The sequence below is a fragment of the Microbacterium sp. UNCCL10 genome (assembly GCF_000746195.1).
GTDB classification, from domain to species: domain Bacteria; phylum Actinomycetota; class Actinomycetes; order Actinomycetales; family Microbacteriaceae; genus Microbacterium; species Microbacterium saccharophilum.
This window is the reverse complement of sequence record NZ_JQKT01000015.1, coordinates 1-19,004: the sequence shown is the minus strand read 5'-3', so window position 1 is coordinate 19,004 and position 19,004 is coordinate 1. Positions and strand designations below refer to the sequence as shown.

Annotated in this window: 16 protein-coding genes and 1 pseudogene; 9 read left to right on the top strand and 8 right to left on the bottom strand. The window is 70.0% G+C overall.

Going from position 1 to position 19,004, the window contains the following annotated elements:
• Positions 1-45: 45 nt before the first annotated feature.
• Complete coding sequence (locus BR85_RS13495) at positions 46-1,611, bottom strand: chromosome partitioning protein (protein ID WP_028497141.1); 1,566 nt, start codon at positions 1,609-1,611, stop codon at positions 46-48.
• A gap of 105 nt (positions 1,612-1,716) precedes the next feature.
• A complete protein-coding gene (locus tag BR85_RS13490) occupies positions 1,717-2,235 on the bottom strand; it encodes an adenine phosphoribosyltransferase (protein WP_028497140.1) in 519 nt (172 codons plus the stop codon).
• A gap of 79 nt (positions 2,236-2,314) precedes the next feature.
• On the opposite strand from BR85_RS13490, the gene BR85_RS13485 reads away from it, so the two are divergent.
• The 7 genes from BR85_RS13485 to sufU all read left to right on the top strand — a co-directional run bounded on the left by BR85_RS13485 (position 2,315) and on the right by sufU (position 10,972).
• Positions 2,315-3,997 (top strand): glycoside hydrolase family 13 protein, encoded by a 1,683-nt coding sequence (locus BR85_RS13485; RefSeq protein WP_028497139.1) that lies wholly within the window; start codon positions 2,315-2,317, stop codon positions 3,995-3,997.
• A gap of 5 nt (positions 3,998-4,002) precedes the next feature.
• Entirely contained in the window at positions 4,003-5,004 is a 1,002-nt protein-coding gene (locus BR85_RS13480; RefSeq protein WP_028497138.1) for a LacI family DNA-binding transcriptional regulator, read from the top strand.
• A 10-nt stretch (positions 5,005-5,014) separates the two neighbouring features.
• On the top strand, positions 5,015-6,241 hold the full coding sequence (locus BR85_RS13475; RefSeq protein ID WP_028497137.1) for an amidohydrolase: 1,227 nt from the start codon (positions 5,015-5,017) through the stop codon (positions 6,239-6,241).
• Positions 6,238-6,984 (top strand): hypothetical protein, encoded by a 747-nt coding sequence (locus BR85_RS14990; RefSeq protein ID WP_051526399.1) that lies wholly within the window; start codon positions 6,238-6,240, stop codon positions 6,982-6,984. Before BR85_RS13475 ends, BR85_RS14990 begins: the two co-directional genes overlap by 4 nt.
• Before the next feature lie 154 nt (positions 6,985-7,138).
• Positions 7,139-9,187: an APC family permease gene (locus BR85_RS13465; protein ID WP_028497136.1), complete on the top strand. Its 2,049-nt coding sequence runs from the start codon at positions 7,139-7,141 to the stop codon at positions 9,185-9,187.
• 49 nt (positions 9,188-9,236) lie between these two features.
• Positions 9,237-10,532 (top strand): aminotransferase class V-fold PLP-dependent enzyme, encoded by a 1,296-nt coding sequence (locus BR85_RS13460; protein ID WP_028497135.1) that lies wholly within the window; start codon positions 9,237-9,239, stop codon positions 10,530-10,532.
• Positions 10,529-10,972, top strand: a complete 444-nt coding sequence (gene sufU / locus BR85_RS13455; protein ID WP_028497134.1) for a Fe-S cluster assembly sulfur transfer protein SufU — start codon at positions 10,529-10,531, stop codon at positions 10,970-10,972. Before BR85_RS13460 ends, sufU begins: the two co-directional genes overlap by 4 nt.
• Positions 10,973-10,996: 24 nt before the next feature.
• On the opposite strand, the gene BR85_RS13450 is transcribed toward sufU, so the two are convergent.
• The 3 genes from BR85_RS13450 to BR85_RS13440 form a co-directional block, all read right to left on the bottom strand.
• On the bottom strand, positions 10,997-11,974 hold the full coding sequence (locus tag BR85_RS13450) for an SRPBCC family protein (protein WP_028497133.1): 978 nt from the start codon (positions 11,972-11,974) through the stop codon (positions 10,997-10,999).
• Between the two features lie 27 nt (positions 11,975-12,001).
• Positions 12,002-12,388, bottom strand: a complete 387-nt coding sequence (locus tag BR85_RS13445) for an ArsR/SmtB family transcription factor (RefSeq protein ID WP_051526398.1) — start codon at positions 12,386-12,388, stop codon at positions 12,002-12,004.
• A 482-nt stretch (positions 12,389-12,870) separates the two neighbouring features.
• A complete protein-coding gene (locus tag BR85_RS13440) occupies positions 12,871-13,632 on the bottom strand; it encodes an SDR family NAD(P)-dependent oxidoreductase (protein WP_028497131.1) in 762 nt (253 codons plus the stop codon).
• A 74-nt stretch (positions 13,633-13,706) separates the two neighbouring features.
• Between BR85_RS13440 and BR85_RS13435 the strand changes: the two genes are divergently transcribed.
• Positions 13,707-14,312, top strand: coding sequence for a TetR/AcrR family transcriptional regulator (locus BR85_RS13435; RefSeq protein WP_036273141.1), 606 nt, complete (start codon positions 13,707-13,709; stop codon positions 14,310-14,312).
• 121 nt (positions 14,313-14,433) lie between these two features.
• Here the strand turns inward: BR85_RS13435 and BR85_RS13430 are convergent, their stop codons facing one another.
• Positions 14,434-17,589, bottom strand: a complete 3,156-nt coding sequence (locus BR85_RS13430; RefSeq protein ID WP_051526397.1) for an efflux RND transporter permease subunit — start codon at positions 17,587-17,589, stop codon at positions 14,434-14,436.
• 129 nt (positions 17,590-17,718) lie between these two features.
• Between BR85_RS13430 and BR85_RS13425 the strand changes: the two genes are divergently transcribed.
• Positions 17,719-18,207 (top strand): MarR family winged helix-turn-helix transcriptional regulator, encoded by a 489-nt coding sequence (locus BR85_RS13425; RefSeq protein ID WP_028497130.1) that lies wholly within the window; start codon positions 17,719-17,721, stop codon positions 18,205-18,207.
• Positions 18,208-18,418: 211 nt separating this feature from the next.
• Here BR85_RS13425 and BR85_RS13420 read toward each other — a convergent pair.
• Positions 18,419-18,709 (bottom strand): annotated as a pseudogene (locus BR85_RS13420) (integrase core domain-containing protein); the annotation flags it as partial.
• 34 nt (positions 18,710-18,743) lie between these two features.
• Positions 18,744-19,004 (bottom strand): IS30 family transposase (locus tag BR85_RS13415; RefSeq protein WP_156106816.1); only part of this gene is annotated, 261 nt, incomplete at its 5' end.

Sequence of the window (19,004 nt, the reverse complement as noted above, 5' to 3'; positions counted from 1 at the left end):
GTGCGCGGAAGCGACCCCGAGGGACGGATGAACGCGGGTCGCGGGTCAGAGCCGCTGGGCGATCGCGGCGGCGGCGGTGAGCCACGCGTCGCGGGTGTCGCCCGACAGGGCGTCGAAGTCGATCGGTCCGCCGTCGACGAGGGCCGCGTCGAACGGCACGTGCACGACGGCGGAGGTCACCTGCGCGAAGTGGCGCTCCAGTCGCTCGGCGAGCTTGCGATCGGGCTTCGCCGAGGGGGCCGCGAGGATCGTGACGGCGTCGTCGATCTTGTCGTCGAAGCCCTTCTCGCGCAGCCCGTCGAGCAGCCACGCGGCGCTCGCGGCGGTGTCCTCGCGCACGGTCGAGACGATCACCAGCTGGTCGGCCGCGGCGACGGCGGCGACCCAGTTCGACGCGCGCATGTTGTTGCCGGTGTCGATGATGAGCAGCCGGTAGTAGCGCGAGAGCACCCCGTGCAACCGGTCGAAGGCGGCGGCGTCGATGGTGGAGGATGCCGCGGCATCCTCGTCGGAGGCCAGCACATCGAACCGGGCATCGACCTGCGTGCGGACGTAGGTGTCGAGGGCGGCGAGGCTGGACTGGTCGGGTGTCGTGAACCGGTCGAGGTCCTCGAGCAGGTCGACGGCGGTGCGGTGGTGCGGAGCGTTCTGCGCCCGCCAGCCGAGCGTGCCCCGGGTCTCGTTGTTGTCCCACGCGAGCGTCGCGCCGCCGCGCTGCGTGCCGAAGGTCGCGGCCAGCAGCAGCGTCGAGGTGGTCTTGTGCGCGCCGCCCTTGGGGTTGAGCACGACGATCGTGCGGGGTGCGTCGAGGCGCCGCTGCACGATGCGCTCGCGATCCAGTCGCGACTGCTCGGCCTTTCCGGGGCGCGGCGAGATCGCCCCGCCGGTGGCGCGGCGCACGGCACCCTGCCAGCCCTCGGTGGCCCGTGGCTTCGCGCGGTCGGCGCGGGAGTTGAGCAGGTCTTCGACGGTTGGCGTCGCCCGCTGCGCGGGATCGCGGTGCGCGCTCTCGCGACGCGCGAGGTCACTGCGGGACAGATCGCTGCGGAGGGGTCCGACGGGAGCGGGCTCCGGCTGCGCCGCCACGGAGACCGGCGCGGGCTCCGCGACGGGCTCCGGCTGCATCGCCACGGGTGCGGGCTCCGCGCCGGGCCCCGGCTCCGCAACGGGTGCCGGCTCCGCGACGGGTGCGGGCTCGTCGGCGACCGCGGCGGGCTCGGCGGCGCTGACCGCAGCATCCGCGCTGCTCGCAGCATCCGCGCTGTCCGCAGCATCCGCGCTGTCCGCAGCATCCGCGACGACGGGCACCTCGCCGGTGCGCACGGGGTGGGGCGCCGGGGCCGGCTCGCCGTTCTCGCGCTCGGCCAGGGCCGTGGCCTCGATGAAGGCGCCGTCGGGGTGGACGATCAGCGGCCAGCGCACGTCGCCGTCGACGACGATCGCCGTCACGGGCTCACCGGCCGACGCCGCGAGCTGCCGGATCGACTCGACGATGCGGCCGCGCAGCCCCTCTTCCGTCGAAGCGAAGACCTCGTCGACCTCCCCGGCCACGTGGATGCGGGCGAGCGTGTTCGAGGTGAGGTGAACGAGAGGTTCGGTGGCGGTTCCCACGGGAGCCTTTCTGTCGGGTGCGCTGCCGCTGGAGGCTGCGCTGTCGAGTATCGCATCCGGAGGGACGCGGACCCGGCATCCCCCGCCGCGCGGCCGTCCGGCCTGTCAGACGCGGAAGACGGCGTGCACGGGACCGGCGACCTGCTGGCCGCCGAGCGCCTCGAGCTCCATCAGCACGGCGGTGCCGGCCAGCACGTAGCCGAGCTCGGCGAGCACGGCGCGGCCGGCGCGCAGCGTGCCTCCGGTCGCCAGCACGTCGTCGACGAGCAGCACGCGGGTCCCCTCCGGGAGGTCGGCGGCCATCTCGATCGTGGCCTTCCCGTACTCGAGGTCGTAGGAGACGGATGCCGCGGGACGCGGCAGCTTGCCGGCCTTGCGGATCGGGACGGTGCCGACGCCCGCCGCGACGGCGACGGCCCCCGCGAGCAGGAAGCCGCGCGCCTCGACGCCGGCCACGACGTCGAAGGTGCCGGCGAACGGCTCGATGAGCGCATCCACGACGGCGCGCAGCGCCGCGGCGTCCGCCAGGAGCGGCGAGATGTCGCGGAAGAGGATGCCGGGCTCCGGGAAATCGGGCGTCAGGGCGATGAGGGATTCTGCGCGGGCGAGGGCATCGGAGGGCACCCGCCGAGCTTACGCTCCCGCCGGCGGCCCACCGGGGACGGCACGGCCCGCTGCAAGCGCTTGCAGTAGACTTCCGCGCATGACTTCTCCCCTCACCTCGACCCTCGAGCCCATCGGCGAGAGCCGGCCCGGCTCCGAGTGGTGGCGCACCGCCGTGATCTATCAGATCTACCCCCGCTCGTTCGCCGACGCGGACGGCGACGGCATCGGGGACCTGGCCGGCATCACGGCGCACCTCGACGACCTCGCCGCGCTCGGCGTCGACGCCGTCTGGCTGAGCCCGTTCTACCGCTCCCCGCAGAAGGATGCCGGCTACGACGTCGCCGACTACTGCGACGTCGACCCGCTGTTCGGCACCCTGGCCGACTTCGACGACATGCTCGCCCGCGCGCACGCCCACGGCATCCGCGTCATCGTGGACCTCGTCCCCAACCACAGCTCCGACCAGCACGCCTGGTTCCAGGAGGCCCTCGCCGCGGCCCCGGGCAGCGCCGCCCGCGCCCGCTACATGTTCCGCGACGGGCAGGGCGAGCACGGTGAGCTCCCCCCGAACAACTGGGAGTCCGTCTTCGGCGGCCCGGCCTGGACGCGCGTGCCGGACGGTCAGTGGTACCTGCACCTCTTCGACACGTCGCAGCCCGACTTCGACTGGGCCAATCCCGAGGTGCAGGAGGAGTTCCGCCGCATCCTCCGCTTCTGGCTCGACCGCGGCGTCGACGGGTTCCGGGTCGACGTGGCGCACGGGCTGGTCAAGACCGACGGCCTGCCCGACCACCTGCCGACCGTCGACGCGGACCCCCTCACGGCGGATTCGATGGGCGGCGGCGACGAGGACGTGCCGTACTGGGGCCAGGACGGCGTCCACGAGATCTACCGCGACTGGAACCGCGTCCTCGCCGAGTACGACGGCGACCGGGCCCTCTGCGCCGAGGCGTGGCTCCCGACCGTCGACCGGACGGCCCTGTGGGTGCGCCCCGACGAGATGCACCAGGCGTTCAACTTCCCGTACCTGATGACCGGGTGGGATGCCGCGGAGCTCCGCGAGGTCATCTCGGAATCGCTGCGCGCCTTCCCCGCCGTCGGCGCACCGGCCACCTGGGTGCTCTCCAACCACGACGTCGTGCGGCACGCGTCGCGTCTCGCGCTGACCGCGGAGAACCCCCAGGGTCACGGCATCGGACCGGACTCCCCGGGCCAGCCGATCCCCGAGGTGGGCCTGCGCCGTGCCCGCGCCGCGACGACGATCATGCTGGCGCTGCCCGGCTCGGCGTACCTCTTCCAGGGCGAGGAGCTGGGCCTCCCGGAGGTCATCCACCTCCCGGACGAGACCCGTCAGGACCCGACCTGGTTCCGGACGGACGGCGAGCGCTACGGCCGCGACGGCTGCCGTGTGCCGATCCCCTGGGTCGCCGACGCCCCCGCCTACGGCTTCAGCCCGAGCGGCGCGTCCTGGCTGCCGCAGCCGGAGGAGTGGGCGACGCTCGCGCGCTCCGTTCAGGAGGCCGACCCCGACTCGACCCTGTGGCTGTACCGGAGCCTGCTCGCGACCCGCCGCGCCCACGCACTCGGCACCGGCGCGCTGGAGTGGCTGAACGGTCACGGCGACGACGTCGTCGCGTTCCGCAACGGCGACGTCACGGTCATCGCCAACCTCGGCAGCGAGCCGGTCGACCTGCCGGCCGGCACGCTGCTCGTCGCGAGCGAGGAGTTCGACGGCACGCACCTTCCCGCCGACACCGCGGTCTGGCTCACGGCAGACTGAGCCCCATGGTCGGCATCGACGAGGTGGCCCGCCGCGCGGGGGTCTCGACGGCGACCGTCTCGCGTGCCCTCAGCGGCCGCGGGACGGTCTCCGCCGCCACCCGCGCGCGGGTCCTCGCCGCCGCCGACGAGCTCGGCTACGTCGTCTCGGCCGCGGCGTCGAGCCTCGCGACGGGGCGCACCCGCAATGTCGGGGTGCTCGTGCCGCTGCTGGACCGCTGGTTCTACGCCCAGGTGCTGAGCGGCATCGCCACGCGCCTGTCGCCCGAGGGCTACGATCTCACGCTCTACAACCTGCCCGACGCGCATGCGCCGCGCCGCGACGTGCTCGCCCGGTCGCTGCGACGCAACCGCGTGGACGCGGTCATCGCCCTGTCGGTCTTCCTGGACGACGAGGAGGTGGCCGAGCTGCAGCGCCTGGGCAAGCCCGTCATCGCGATCGGCCGGCAGAGCCCGCAGCTGGTCGCCCTCACGGTCGACGACCGCGCCGTCGCGCGGCTCGCGACCGCGCATCTTCTGGAGCTCGGGCACACCGCCGTCGCGCACATCGGCGAGAGCCGCGGCCGGCACGGCGAGGTGCACGTGCCGACGCTGCGGCGCCGCGGATTCGAGCAGGCGATGACGGATGCCGGCATCCCCGTGCACGGCGACCTGCTCGAGCCCGCCGACTTCACGATCGACGGCGGCTATCGCGCCGCGGGGCGGCTCCTCGATCGCGCCGACCGGCCGACGGCGATCTTCGCGGCTTCCGACGAGATGGCCTTCGGGGCGATCTTCGCCGCGCGCGAGCGGGGGCTGCGCGTCCCCGAGGATCTGTCCGTCGTGGGCGTGGACGGACATGAGATGAGCGGCTTCTTCGCCCTCACGACGGTCGACCAGTTCCCGCACGCCCAGGGGGAGCGCGCCGCGGAGGCGGTCCTCGCGGTCCTCCGCTCCGGCGACGCCCCGGAGCCCACGTCCCTCGCGTTCGAACTCGTGGTCCGGAACTCGACGGCGCGGCCCGCGTAGGCTCGAGGCCATGACGATCGACCTCGAAGCCCTCTACATCGACCTGCATCGCCACCCCGAGCTCTCCTTCCAGGAGACCCGCACGGCCGGCGTGATCACGCGGGAGCTCGAGGCCCTCGGACTCGAGTTCGTCGAGGGGCTCGGCAAGACGGGCGTCGCGACGGTCATCCGCAACGGCGACGGGCCGGTCGTATGGCTGCGCGCCGACATGGACGCCCTCCCGGTGCCGGAGCAGACCGGCCTGGACTACGCGAGCACGGCGCGCGGAACCGACCCCGCCGGCCTCGACGTCCCCGTCATGCACGCGTGCGGGCACGACATGCACGTCACGGCGATGCTGGGCGCCCTCGAGCGCCTCGCCGCGACCCGCGCGGAATGGAGCGGGACGATCGTCGCGGTCTTCCAGCCCGCCGAGGAGTACGGCGCCGGCGCCCAGGCGATGATCGCCGACGGCGTGCTCGATCGCTTCCCGCGCCCCGACGTCGTGCTCGGCCAGCACCTCACGCCGCTCCCCGCCGGCGTGATCGGGGTCCGTCCGGGGACGCAGATGGCGGCCTCCGACGGGCTCACCGTGACGCTCCTCGGGCGCGGCGGCCACGGCTCCCGCCCGCACTCGACGATCGACCCCGTCGTCATGGCGGCTGCGACCGTCATGCGCCTGCAGACCGTCGTGTCCCGCGAGATCGACCCGCGTGAGATGGGCGTCGTGACCGTCGGCTCGATCCACGCGGGCCTCAAGAACAACATCATCCCCGCCGAGGCGAAGCTCGAGCTGAGCCTGCGCTACCCCGACGAGGAGGCGCGCACGAACATCCTCGGCCGCGTGGAGCGGATCATCCGCGCCGAGGCGCAGGCATCCGGCGCGGAGGAGGCCCCCATCATCACGGTCGATCACTCCCTCCCTCCGACCATCAACGACCGCGCCGCCACGGCCCGGCTCACGGCGGCCTTCGACGCGGCGTTCGGCGACGGGACGGTCGTGGACCCCGGCATGTTCACCGGCAGCGAGGACGTCTCGTGGTTCGCCCGGGAGGCGGGCGTGCCGCTCGTCTACTGGTTCTGGGGCGGGGTCGACCCGCAGAAGTACGCGGATGCCGTCAGCGCCGGGACCGTCGAGAAGGACATCCCCACCAATCACTCGCCGTTCTTCGCACCCGTGCTGCACCCCACGATCGAGCGCGGCGTGGACGCGCTCGTCGTCGCCGCGCGGGAGTTCCTCGGGGAGGCCTCCGCGTGACCGAACCGCACAACCCCGACGGCGAGCGTCGCGACAAGACCCCGATCGTGCTCGGCATCATCGCCGGCATCCTCGCGGTCGCCGTGGGCGTGACGCTCACGATCGCCCTCACGCGGGGCGGGCCGTCACAGGTCGCACCCAGCCCGAGCACGCCGGCGCAGACGACCGCCCCGGAGCAGGGCCCCGCGCCGTCGGCCGAGCCGACCGACCCGGCCGAGGAGCCGGCGGGCGTGCAGCTGGTGGCCACGGGCTTCGCCCTCGTGGACGACAGCGGCGCGGAGACGTTCACCTACGGCTGGTCCGACCCGAGCGCGCCGGCGGTCGCCGCCCTCACCGAGGCGTTCGGCGCCGCGCCCGAGCAGCGCACCGAGAAGGGCGACGGCACCCACTATCCGGACTACACCGTGTACCAGTGGCGCGGTTTCGCCCTCTACGACATGGTGCCCATCGAGGGCGGCACTCCGCGCGAGGAGTACTCGCAGCCGTCGTGGGCGCGCGTGACCGCGAACACGGTGGGGGAGGTCGCGGTGACCGGCGAGTTCGGCATCGAGATCGGAACGACGGTCGACGCGGTGCGGGCCGCCGGACCGGATGCCGAAGTCGACCGGAACGGCGTCACGCGCTACGTCTTCGCCGCCGACCGCTCGTCGATGGCCGGCGGGGTTCCCTCCTACAGCATGATGGCCGACACCGACGGAGCCGCCGTCACGGCGATCCTGTACTACTTCTACGCCGAGTTCTGAGCTTCGCTCCGGCTGCCGCGTAGTCGGATGACCGCGGCAGGGGCAGCAGGGTGCAGGTCCGGTGGACGTGTACCTGCACGGGGCCAGTGCAGGAGAGCCCCGCTTCCCTCCCCCCGGAAGAGAGCCGCATTGCACGCCGTGCGGCACGGGCGTAATGTCGCCCGCCGTGGCTACCGACATCGGCGAACCGGCCGACGATTCCCCCGTCGTCAAACGCATCCTCATCGGGGATCCCCTCACCAGCGAGACGCTCGACGATCAGCTGCTCCCGAAACGGCGTGCGCTGCCGATCTTCGCCTCCGATGCCCTCTCCTCCGTGGCCTACGCGCCGCAGGAGCTGCTGATGATCCTGCTGATCGGCGGCACGGCGTTCCTGGCCTTCAGCCCGTGGGTCGCCGCGGCCGTCGTGACGCTGCTGGTCGTCGTCGTGCTGAGCTACCGGCAGCTCATCAAGGCGTACCCGTCCGGCGGCGGCGACTACGAGGTCGCCCGCACGAACCTCGGCGAGGTACCCGGTGTCGTGGTGGCATCCGCCCTGCTCGTGGACTACGTCCTGACGGTCGCGGTGTCGGTGGCATCCGGTGTCGACAACATCATCTCCGCCCTGCCGGGCCTGGACCCGTGGCGGGTGGAGTTCGCGGTCGGATTCGTCGTGCTGATCATCGTCGTGAACCTCCGGGGCGTCCGGGAGGCCTCGTCGGCGTTCGCGATCCCCACCTACGTCTTCATCGGGTCCGTCGCCGTCATGATCGTGACGGGTCTCGTCCGCTGGGCGCTCGGCGACGCCCCAGTGGCGGAGAGCGCGCAGTACGCGGTGCAGGCCGAGGACCTCACCCAGGTGGCCGTCATCCTGCTGATCCTGCGTGCGTTCTCCAGCGGCTGCTCCGCTCTCACGGGCGTCGAGGCCGTGTCCAACGGCGTGCCCGCGTTCCGCGAGGACAAGGTGCGCAACGCCCAGACGACGCTCGTCCTCATGGGTTCGATCGCCATCGGCCTCTTCGCCGGGCTCACGCTGCTGGCACTCGTCACCGGCGTCCACTACGCCGAGAACCCGTGCAGCCTGGTCGGGTTCGACTGCACCGCGCCGCAGCCCTCGCTCATGGCGCAGGTCGCCGCCGCGACCTTCGGCGGCGGCTCACTGCCGTTCTTCATCATCCAGGCGGCGACCGCGTGCGTGCTGCTGCTGGCTGCCAACACGGCGTTCAACGGCTTCCCGCTGCTGGGCTCCGTGCTCGCGCGCGACGGCTACGCCCCCAAGGCGCTCAACACGCGTGGCGACCGCCTCGTCTACTCCAACGGCATGATCCTGCTGGGCCTCGCCGCGATCGCGGTGCTCGTGGTCTTCCAGGCACGGCTGACGACGCTCATCCAGCTCTACATCATCGGCGTGTTCGTCTCGTTCTCGCTCGGCCAGCTGGGGATGGTGCGCCACTGGCGTCGCGAGCTGCGCCTGCTGCCGGCCACGCGGCGGCGGCAGCGGCGCGAGTCCTACATCGGCCTCGTCATCAACTCGCTGGGCGCGACGTTCACGATCCTCGTGCTGGTCATCGTCACGGTGACGAAGTTCACGCACGGGGCTTGGCTCGTCTTCCTCGCGATTCCGCTCCTGGCCGTCCTCATGGTCGGCGTGAACCGCTACTACCGCGATGTCGAGCACGAGATCACGATGGATGACGAGGTGCGGTTCGGCTCGTCCGGCGATCTCGCCCTGATCCTCGTCAGCCGCCTGCAGAAGCCGGTCGCCAAGGCCGTGGACTACGCGCTGGCCGCGCGCCACGACAAGACGCTCGCGGTGCACGTGGCGGTGACGAAGGAGGACGCCCTCGCGGTGCAGACCGACTGGGAGGTGCATGGGATGCCGATCCCCCTCGTCGTCATCGAGTCGCCGTATCGGCACTACGCATCGCCGCTCGTCCAGTTCATCGAGAAGTACCGCGAGACGCACGGATCGTCGGTCGTCACCGTCTACCTGCCGCAGTACATGGTCGGCCATTGGTGGGAGTCCCTGCTGCACAACCGCCGCGCGCGGCGCATCGCGCAGCAGCTCCTCATGGTCCACGGCGTGACGGTGACTCTCGTTCCGTGGCTGCTGGACTCGTCCGAGCTCGTCTACGGCCGCCGGTCGCGCCCGCTGCCGGGCGACGACCGCGGCGGCCGGCTCGCGACGTACGGGCTCGTCGCGCACACCGACGAGGAGCCGTAGGGCCGTCGCCGCCGGAGCCCGGCGGGCGTGCACGGCGTAGCCTAGAGGGGTGACTTCCGCCCTCCCTCAGACGATCCCCGGTCTGGATGCCGCCGCGCTGCGCGCGGACTTCCCGATCCTGGGCCAGCAGGTGAACGGGCGCCCGCTCATCTATCTGGACTCCGCCGCCACGAGCCAGAAGCCCCGTCAGGTCCTGGACGCCGAGCGGGACTTCCTCACCCACGCGAACTCCGCCGTGCACCGGGGCGCGCACACGCTCGCCGCCGAGGCCACCGATCTCTTCGAGGACGCGCGCGCCACCGTCGCCGGCTTCGTCGGGGCTGCCCCGGAGCAGCTGGTCTGGACGAGCGGCGCGACGATGGGCCTCAACCTCGTCGCCTACGCGATCGGCAACGCGACGCTCGGCCGCGGCGGCGCGTCCGCCGCGCGGTTCGCGCTGCAGCCCGGAGACGAGATCCTCACCACGGCGATCGAGCACCATGCGAACCTCATCCCGTGGCAGGAGCTGGCCGCCCGCACCGGCGCCGTGCTGAAGCACATCCCCGCCCGCGAGGACGGGACGCTCGACCTCGACGCCGCGGCATCGCTCATCGGCGCCCGCACGCGGCTCGTCGCCTTCACGCACGTCTCCAACGTGCTCGGCATCGTCAATCCCGTCGCCGAGCTGGTCGCGCTCGCGCGCGAGGTCGGCGCCGTCACGGTGCTGGACGCCTGCCAGTCGGCGCCGCACCTGCCCTTGGATCTTCCGGCCCTCGGGGTCGATCTCGCGGTCTTCAGCGGCCACAAGATGCTGGGACCCTACGGCGTCGGCGGGCTGTACGGCCGCGCCGAGGTCCTCGAAGCCCTCCCGCCGTTCCTCACCGGCGGCTCCATGATCACCACCGTCACCCTCGACGGCGCCGAATACCTCCCGCCGCCGCAGCGGTTCGAGGCGGGCACGCAGCCGGTGGGGCCGGCGATCGGCCTCTCAGCCGCCGTCCGCTACCTCGGCGACGTGGGCCTCGCTGCGATCCATGCGCACGAGAGCGCCCTCGCGACGCGCCTGGGCGACGGTCTCCGCCAGATCCCCGGCATCCGCCTCCTCGGCGACGCCGCCGGGGTCGAGCGGGTCGGGCTGTGGTCCTTCGACGTCGACGGCGTGCACGCGCACGATGCCGGACAGTTCCTGGACTCCCGGGGCATCGCGGTGCGCGTCGGCCACCACTGCGCCGCGCCCCTGCACCGGCAGTACGGGATCACGGCATCCGTGCGGGCGAGCGCCGCGCTGTACAACACCGCGGACGAGATCGACGAGCTGCTCGACGCGGTCTCCGGCATCCGCGCCTACTTCGGAGCGGAATCATGAGCGACCTCGACGGCCTGTACCGCGAACTGATCCTCGATCACTCGAAGCACCCGCAGCACTTCGGCCTCGCCGCCGAGGACGGCGCCAACGCCACCTCGCACCAGCGGAATCCGGTGTGCGGCGACGAGATCACGCTGCGCGCGCGGATCACGTCGGACGGCGACGCCATCCGCGACGTCACGTGGGAGGGGTCGGGCTGCTCGATCTCGCAGGCGTCGGCATCGATGCTCTCCGATCTCGTCGAAGGGATGCCGCGAACCGAGGCGCGCACGCTGATCGACGGCTTCCGCGAGGCGCTGCGCTCGCGCGGACAGCTCGAGCTCGACGAGGACGTCTACGGGGACGCGGCCGCCCTCACCGGCGTCTCGAAGTTCTCCGCGCGCGTGAAGTGCGCGATGCTCGCATGGGTCGCGCTGGAAGACGCCCTCGCCCGCGCCTGAGCCCGGGGAGGGCGTCCGTCGTCGTCAGGCGCGGATGACCTGCTCCTCGAGCCGCGCGTAGCTGGCCTCCATGCCGTCGGTCATCCCGGTGGCGAGGATCATGTCGCGCGTGTCCTTGTCGGGATACTCGATGAGCAGCGTCAGCAGGGTCGCCCCGTCCTCCTCGTAGAGCGTCATGTCATTGACAGTCGAGGGGCCCTCCATCCCGATCATCTTCTCGGTCGTGACTTCGCGGCGCGGCGGCTCGCTCAGGAGCGACTCGCCTTCGAAGCCGAAGCCGCTGTCTGGCACGCCGTCCTGCTCCCAGACGTACCGGTAGCGGTCGCCGGCCCCCTGGGCGATCTCGCACTCCGTCATCGACCAGCCGTCCGGACCCAGCAGCCACTTCTTCATGAGCTCGGGGTCATGGTGGGCGCGCCAGACGACGTCGCGGGGGCCGTCGATGAGCCGCGTGATCCGCACGTGCGTGTCATCGAGCAGCTCCGTGCGGGTGCCCGTGCCCTGCGCGTACGCGCGGAGGTCCTGAAGGACCGCGTCGAGCTGACTGATCGCCTGGCGAGCGCCCTCGACGCCGCCCATCGCCACGATCTGCTCCAGCGCCTCGAGCGAGGTGAAGTGCGACACGTTCGTGAGGCGCGAGCCCCCTCCTGCGTCGTCGACCGCGAACGTCATGCGCATGGCGGGGAAGCCCTCCAGCGCCGCGCCGTGCTCGTCGACGAACGAGTCGATGACCTCGAACGAGGAGCCGTCGTCGATGCGCAGGAACTCCCACGCGCCTCGGGAGGCCTCGCCGCGGGGACTCGTCATGTGGTACCTCGCGCGGCCACCGACGGTGAAGTCGAACTCCGTGAAGGTGGCCGGCCAACCCGGCGGGCCCCAGAACCGCTCGAGCTGCCGCGGGTCGGTCAGCGCATGCCAGAGGCGGTGCGCCGGCGCGGCGAACTCCGCGACGAGCGTCATCTCGAGCTTCTCGGGATCGGTGGTGATATCGGTGACAGGCATGTCGGTCTCCTTCGTCCGGTGGCGGTGTCAGCGTTCGGGGTATTGCGGGTGTTCCGGGTGGGTCAGCAGGGCGTCCAGGCGATCGACCCGGCTGCGCCAGAGGTCTTCGTAGCGCGCCAGCAGCGCCCGGGCGCGGGCGATCATGACGGGGTCCGCACGCACGAGGCGCTCACGTCCCTCGGCGCGCTTGACGATGAGGCCGGCGGCCTCGAGGACCGCCACGTGCTTCTGCACGGCCGCGAACGACATGTCGTAATCCGCCGCGAGAGCCGAGACGGACTGCTCGCGCTCCACGGTGCGCCGCAGGATGTCACGGCGCGTCGCCGCCGCGAGGGCGTGGAACAGGCGATCGGTCTCATCATCGGTCAGCTCTCGGTGCCGCGGGGAGTGCTGGGGCGTGTCTTGTACAACCATTTGGTTGTAGATTAGACCCACGGATGCCGCCCGTCAAGACCTTTCTGTCGGAAACGTGTTCGGGTGACACAAACCGGCCTTGCGCGACACAGGCGGGCGGTTGAATGACATCGAGTGTCACGACACGCCGATGACGACGACGGGTTGTTCTTCGCCGGGGAAGAACGTCGGAACTGGATAGAGGAGCGATGGGGCTCCGATCAGCCCGTCGTCCTCGCAAGGTCGGACACCGACTTCGCTTGCGAGAGGTGATGCGGGTGCTCCCAGTAGCTGGGCCTCAGCAGATCGTCCCCCGACGCCGCACGTCGTCCACGGAGCTGCACTGGATTTCTCGCACGGACGACAACGCACATCGGACGATCCGGCAGCACGGATGGGCGGCCCCCAGGCTTCTCGGTTGTGGTCCATCAGCTCGGCACTCGCGCGCCGATGATCGTCGCGGACCCATCGGTTCAGAGCAGCCGGTGGGTCCGCAGGGGCCCTTAGATCGTGGACCAGCCGCCGTCGGAGAAGAGCACGACGCCGTTGATGTTGGCCGAGTCGGGGCTGAGCAGCCAGGTGATCGCTGCGGCGAGCTCCTCGGACTCCGCGGCGGGCGGCACCGTCACCTGCATGAGCGGGCCGAGGCGTTCCCCTGCCCACGCCGACCGGAATGGTGCCTCGATGTTGGTCTTCACCGCACCCGGCGCCACGGCGTTGACCCTCACGCCCTTCGGGGCATAGAAGAAAGCGGTGCTCTTGGTCAGCCCGATGACGGCGTGCTTGGACGCCGAATACGCCGTACCCGAGGCCCCCGCACGCACTCCCGCCTCACTGGCCACGTTGACAATCGTTCCCGCACCGCGCTCCACCATCCCGGGAAGCACCGCACGGCTGAGCCGCATCGGCGCCGTCACGTTGACCGTGAACACCCGATCCCACGTCTCGTCATCGATCTCGGCGGTCGGGACGAACCCGTCCATGATGCCGGCGTTGTTCACCAGCGCATCCACCCGGCCTCCGGCCGCCTCGATCACCGCGTCGATGGTCGCCTGCGCCGCGACATCCCCGGCGACGATCCGCAGGTTCTCGGTACCCGGCTCCGATGCGAACGCGTCGAGGCGTTCCTGCGAGATGTCGGTGGCCACCACGGTGGCTCCTTCAACAAGCAACCGGGTCGCGGTCGCCTTTCCGATTCCCGAACCCGCGCCCGTCACGACAGCGATCTTGTCGGCGAACCGGCCCGGGACGACTGTGTTGGTCATTGTCCTCACCCCTTAATGAAGTCGGGATCCCCGTCCTTCGATCCAATACTAGCACTGAGTGCCATAATTTGAGGATGGTCGATGAGCAGAGTGAACGCAGCACCTCGCGCGGCCCAGGGCGTCCGATCGAAGCCGATCCGGATGCGATCGCGCTCACGGCGCTGCGGCTGTTCGCGGAGCACGGAGCGGACGGCATCACCATGACGAAGATCGCCCAGGCGTGCGGGATCAGTCGGCGTTCGCTGTTCCGCTGGTTTCCCTCCAAAGCAGCCCTCGTGTGGGGCGGCACTGTGGAGGCGGATGAACGATTCGAGGCGGCGTACGCTGCGAGGCCGGCAGAGGGTACGCCGCTCGCCGAGCTGGTGAAGGCCGCGTACGTCTCCGCGATCGCCCCGCTAGGAGCGACCGCAGACGTGACCCGTCTGCGCCTGCAGCTGATCGACGCGAACCCCAACGTGTACGCGTGGGGTGCCGACGCCCGTCGACGCATGAGCCGCCACATCGCCGAGCACATCGCCCACAGCGAACGCGTCTCGCCCGATGGTCTGCGCGCAATCACGCTCGCTGCCGCGTGGACTGCCGCCGCCTACACCGCTCTGGTCTGGTGGGCCGACCATGGCGGCGACCGGTCTCCCGCCGACGTCCTCGACGAGGCTTTGACCGGCCTCGGGCTCGGTTGATGGACGGTGCCCTGGGATTTCTGCCGGGCAGAGGGCCTGTGAGGAATACCTCCGCGGTCTGCTGGAACGCGCCGACGGGATGGGCGGAGTTCCGGGGGTACCCATCCCGTCGGCACGGGCTTCAGGTCGTGCGGGACTCGCGACGGATCGCGGGGTGCTCGCCGTCGCCGGAGGACTCGATCGTCGCCGGGGTGGCGTTCCGCTTCGCGGCCCGACGCTCACGGCCGTCCTCGAACAGCAGGTACAGCACCGGGACCAGGATCAGCGTGAGAGCGGTGGAGGAGATGAGACCGCCGATGACGACGATCGCGAGATCCTGGCTGATGAAACCGCTGGACCCGGTCACGCCCAGCGCCATCGGGATGAGCGCGAAGATCGTCGCCAGCGCCGTCATCAGGATCGGGCGCAGGCGCTGCCGGGCACCGTTGAGGACGGCATCCCGCACACTCTGACCTTGCTTTCGGTACTGATTGACCAGGTCGATCAGGACGATCGCGTTGGTCACCACGATGCCGATCAGCATCAGCATGCCGATGAGCGCGGAGATGCCCAGCGGGCGACCAGTGGCCAGCAGCAGTGCGATCGCGCCGGTCGCGGCGAATGGGATCGATACGAGCAGGATGAGCGGCTGCGCGAGCGAACGGAACGTCGCCACCAGCAGCAGGAACACGATCGCGATGGCGACGAGCATCGCGATGCCCAGCTGCTGGAACGACTCCTGCTGAGTCTGGGCGAGACCGCCGATCGTTGCGCTCGTGCCGTCAGGGAGACCCAGGTCGTCGAGGCTCTCCTGCACAGAGGTCGTCACAGCGCCGAGCTCACCCTGGGCGGGAGTGATCGACACGGTCGCGACCAGGTCGCCGTCCTGACGGGTCAGCGAGGTCGGGACGATGACCTCCTCGACACTGGCGAGGTCGGTCAGCGGCACGAGCCCGGTGGAGGTGGGGATTTGCAAGTTCTGCAGCTCGTCCACGGTCTGCGGTGCCGGTGCGGCGTCGATGAAGATGCGATACTCCTTGTCGTCGATCGTGACCGTGCCGATGCTCTGCGGCGAGAGGATGCTGCCGACCAGGCCGAGCAGTTGGATCTCGGTGAACCCGTTCTCCAGCGCCACGGTGCGATCGACGGCGATCTGCACCGTCGGCTGGGCGGGAGCGAGGTCGCTCGTGACGTCGGTCGCGTTCGGAGTGTCCTCCAGCGCGGCGTAAACGTCGTCAGCAACGGCATCCAGCTCGGACTCATTCGCGGCACGCACGACGACGTCGACCGAGCCGCCGAAGCCGCTCATGGCAGCCTGGTCGGTGAGGGCCACCTCGCCGGGACCGTCGATCTCGGCCAGCTGGGTGCGCACCTCGTCCTGCAGCGCCGACTGGTCGGCGTCCGGGTCGGTGTTCACGATGAAGGTCGCCGTCCCGCCGCCACCGCCCAGCAGCGCGGAGAAGTCGCCGGCGCCGCCGCCGCCGGATCCGGCCATCAGCATCACGTCTTCGACGCCGTCGATGTCCAGGAGGGAGTCCTCGACGTCACGGGCACCGTCGGAGATGGTCGCGAGGTCGGAGCCGGCGGGGAAGGTCTGGGTGACCATGATCATGTTCTGACCGGTGCTGCCCAGGAAGTCGACCTTCAGGAGCGGGACCAGCGAGACGGTGATCACTAGCAGCAGGCCGGAGGCGACGAGGGTGATGATCGGGTGCTTCTGCGTACCGCGGAGGATCGGCTTGTAGCCACGCTGCAGCCACGTCTTGTGCTCCTTCTCCTCCGCTGCGACGCGCACCGCCTCCGGGTCGGCGATGTCTTTCGGCGGACGCAGGAACCAGTAGGAGAGCACCGGGACGATGGTGAGCGCGACCAGCAGCGACGACAGCATCGCGATCGTCACGGTGAGCGCGAACGGGGCGAACAGTTCGCCGACCATGCCGCCGACCAGGGCGATCGGCAGGAACACCGCCACGGTGGTCAGCGTGGACGACGTGATGGCGCCGGCGACCTCGCGTACGCCGGCGAGGATGGCGTGGATCTTCTCCTCGCCGTAGGAGAGATGTCGTTTGATGTTCTCGATGACCACGATCGAGTCATCCACGACACGGCCGATCGCGATCGTGAGCGCCCCGACACTGAGCATGTTCAGCGAATAGCCGCCGAGGTTCAGTCCGATGAAGGTCACCAGCACCGACAGCGGGATCGAGATCGCCGTGACGAGCGTGGAGCGCACCGACAGCAGGAATACCAGGATCACGACGATCGCGAACAGCAGACCAAGGAGGCCCTCGGTGGCCAGGTGCTGGATCGACTCCTCGATGAATGGCGCCTGGTCGAAGACGATCGTCAGTTCCAGGCCGGGGATCTCGTCGGTCAGTTCGGTGATCGCGTCGCCGACGGCGTGGGAGATCGCGACGACGTCGCCGCCCTGGTTCGCGGTGATCGAGATCGACAGCGCCTCTTCCCCGTTCATGCGAGTGATCGAGGTCTGATCCTCGGTGACCAGCTCGACGTCGGCGACGTCTCCGATGGTCACGACGCTGCCGGGCTGGGTCTGGCTCGCCACCGGAAGCGCGGCGATGTCGTCGGTCGAGGTGACCGGGGTTCCACCCTGCACCGGTAGCATGGCACCGTCTTCGGTGACGCTGCCCAGCGGAAGGGTCATGCCGTTCGCGTCGAGCGTCTGCGAGATCGCCTGCCCGCTGAGCCCGTTCCTCGCGAGAGCAGCCAGGTCCGGCGTGATGACGACTCGCTCCACCGTGCCACCCGACACCGCGGCGGAGCGCACGCCTTCGATCGCCTCCAGGCGCGGGACGACCTTGTCGGAGAGCGTGCTCGACAGCGACGCGATGTTCTCATCCGAAGACGACGCGGTCATGAAGATCACCGGTATATCCGATGTGCTTCCCGCCACCAGGTTGGGTTCGGAGTCCGTCGGCAAGGTCGAGGAGATCCCGTCCAGCGCCTGTTCCACAGATGCTCGGAACTCGTCGACGTCGATCCCGTACGCGTATGCGATCGACACCATCGACATGCTCGACGATGACGTCGAGACTACCTGTTCGACACCCTCCAGGTCCGCGACAGCCTGGGTGATGGGTATGCTCACCTGCTGATCCATCACCTCCGGACTGGCACCTGGCACGACCGTCACCACGGTCGTCTGCGGCAACTCGATCGACGGGATGAGTTCCTGCTTCAGCTGGGTCAGCGAGAAGACTCCGAATGCGGCGATCAGCAGCGTGACGAGCGCGACCAGTGTGCGATTGGCCAGGCTAAAGCGAGCAAGACGATACAAGGGACACCACCGAAGTCTGAAGGGAGTGGGCGCAGCGCCCGCGAGAAGGTTTGCCTCACGCGAAGCTTAGTATAAGGCTACGCATGCGTGTCTGCGCTGCGACTGTGAACCGAGGGTTACGCTCGACACATGGACACCGACGAGCACACTGAGCGCGAAGCGCTGCTCGCTGAGCTCATCCACTTGCAGAACGACCTCGAGACGTCGTTCGTCCCGGAGATTATCGAGCCGATGCTGTCGCTGCGGCTCACCATGCAGCAGCTGAAGGTGCTCGCGATCCTGATGACCGAGCCCGACGGCAGCACCATCCAGGCACTTGCCAAGACCGTCGGTGTGTCCCTCGCGACCATGTCGGGCATCGTGGACCGTCTTGAGTCCCAGGCAATGATCGAGCGCACGCTCGATCCCCGCGATCAGCGGGTGCGCCGGGTCACGGCCACCGCCACTGGGCGTGAAACCGTGCAGCGGTTGCTCGCCGGACGGCCGGAGCTCAGCCGCACTCCGCTCAATCGGCTTGCCCTCGACGACCTGCGCGCGCTCACCCAGGGGATCCGTGCGCTGTTGCACGCGATGCAGGAGCTGCCGAGTGAGGATCCTTCGCCCGAACAACACGCCTGAGCGATCGGAGCCGCGCCATGATGCGACGGGTCGCAGCGATAGGCGTCTTCGCTGGCAATTCCTAAGTCGATGCCACCGCCATCCTCGCCGGTGAGCAAACCGTCGTCGCCGCCAATTGCCGTGTCACGTAAAGACTGTTTGTCATCGCCACGCGTTTCCGAACAGTCGTTTGTCGGGAAGGGACTGCTGAGGGTCTTGGTGACTCTTCTTGTTAGGCCGCGGACGTGGCTTGTGTGGTCATGATGGCTTCGAACTCGACGGGCGTCAACTTGCCGAGGACTCGTTGCCGGCGACGGCGGTGATAGGTTCGCTCGATCCAGGTCACGATCGCGAGGCGGAGGTCGTCCCTGGTGGCCCAGCGGCGGCTGTTGAGCACGTTCTTCTGCAGCAGCGCGAAGAACGATTCCATGGCCGCGTTATCGCCGGCAGCGCCGACTCGACCCATGGAGCCGGCGAGCCCGTTCCGGTCGAGTTCGGCTTGGAAGCGCCGCGAACGAAACTGACCGGATTCAACCGGTCGTTGCAACACCGGGTTGTTACAGCAACAGTAACTGCTCGTTGAAGGCTTCAGCGGGGGTCTTCCAGCCGAGTGCCTTGCGGGGCCTCGTGTTGAGTGCGTGAGCGACGGCGTCGATCTCCGCGGCGGACCAGCGGGACAGGTCGGTGCCCTTGGGGAAGTACTGCCGGAGGAGGCCGTTCGTGTTTTCGTTCGTTCCGCGCTGCCAGGGCGACTGCGGGTCGGCGAAGAACACAGGGATGCCCGTGTCAACGCGGAACTGGGCGTGCGCGGACATCTC

What these genes read in the sequence shown, in the direction of transcription:
- BR85_RS13485 (WP_028497139.1), top strand. Translation starts at nt 2,315, where the DNA reads ATGACTTCTCCCCTCACCTCGACCCTCGAGCCCATCGGCGAGAGCCGG.
- BR85_RS13480 (WP_028497138.1), top strand. Translation starts at nt 4,003, where the DNA reads ATGGTCGGCATCGACGAGGTGGCCCGCCGCGCGGGGGTCTCGACGGCG.
- BR85_RS13475 (WP_028497137.1), top strand. Translation starts at nt 5,015, where the DNA reads ATGACGATCGACCTCGAAGCCCTCTACATCGACCTGCATCGCCACCCC.
- BR85_RS13465 (WP_028497136.1), top strand. Translation starts at nt 7,139, where the DNA reads ATGTCGCCCGCCGTGGCTACCGACATCGGCGAACCGGCCGACGATTCC.
- sufU (WP_028497134.1), top strand. Translation starts at nt 10,529, where the DNA reads ATGAGCGACCTCGACGGCCTGTACCGCGAACTGATCCTCGATCACTCG.
- BR85_RS13450 (WP_028497133.1), bottom strand. Translation starts at nt 11,974, where the DNA reads ATGCCTGTCACCGATATCACCACCGATCCCGAGAAGCTCGAGATGACG.
- BR85_RS13445 (WP_051526398.1), bottom strand. Translation starts at nt 12,388, where the DNA reads ATGGTTGTACAAGACACGCCCCAGCACTCCCCGCGGCACCGAGAGCTG.
- BR85_RS13440 (WP_028497131.1), bottom strand. Translation starts at nt 13,632, where the DNA reads ATGACCAACACAGTCGTCCCGGGCCGGTTCGCCGACAAGATCGCTGTC.
- BR85_RS13435 (WP_036273141.1), top strand. Translation starts at nt 13,707, where the DNA reads ATGGTCGATGAGCAGAGTGAACGCAGCACCTCGCGCGGCCCAGGGCGT.
- BR85_RS13425 (WP_028497130.1), top strand. Translation starts at nt 17,719, where the DNA reads ATGGACACCGACGAGCACACTGAGCGCGAAGCGCTGCTCGCTGAGCTC.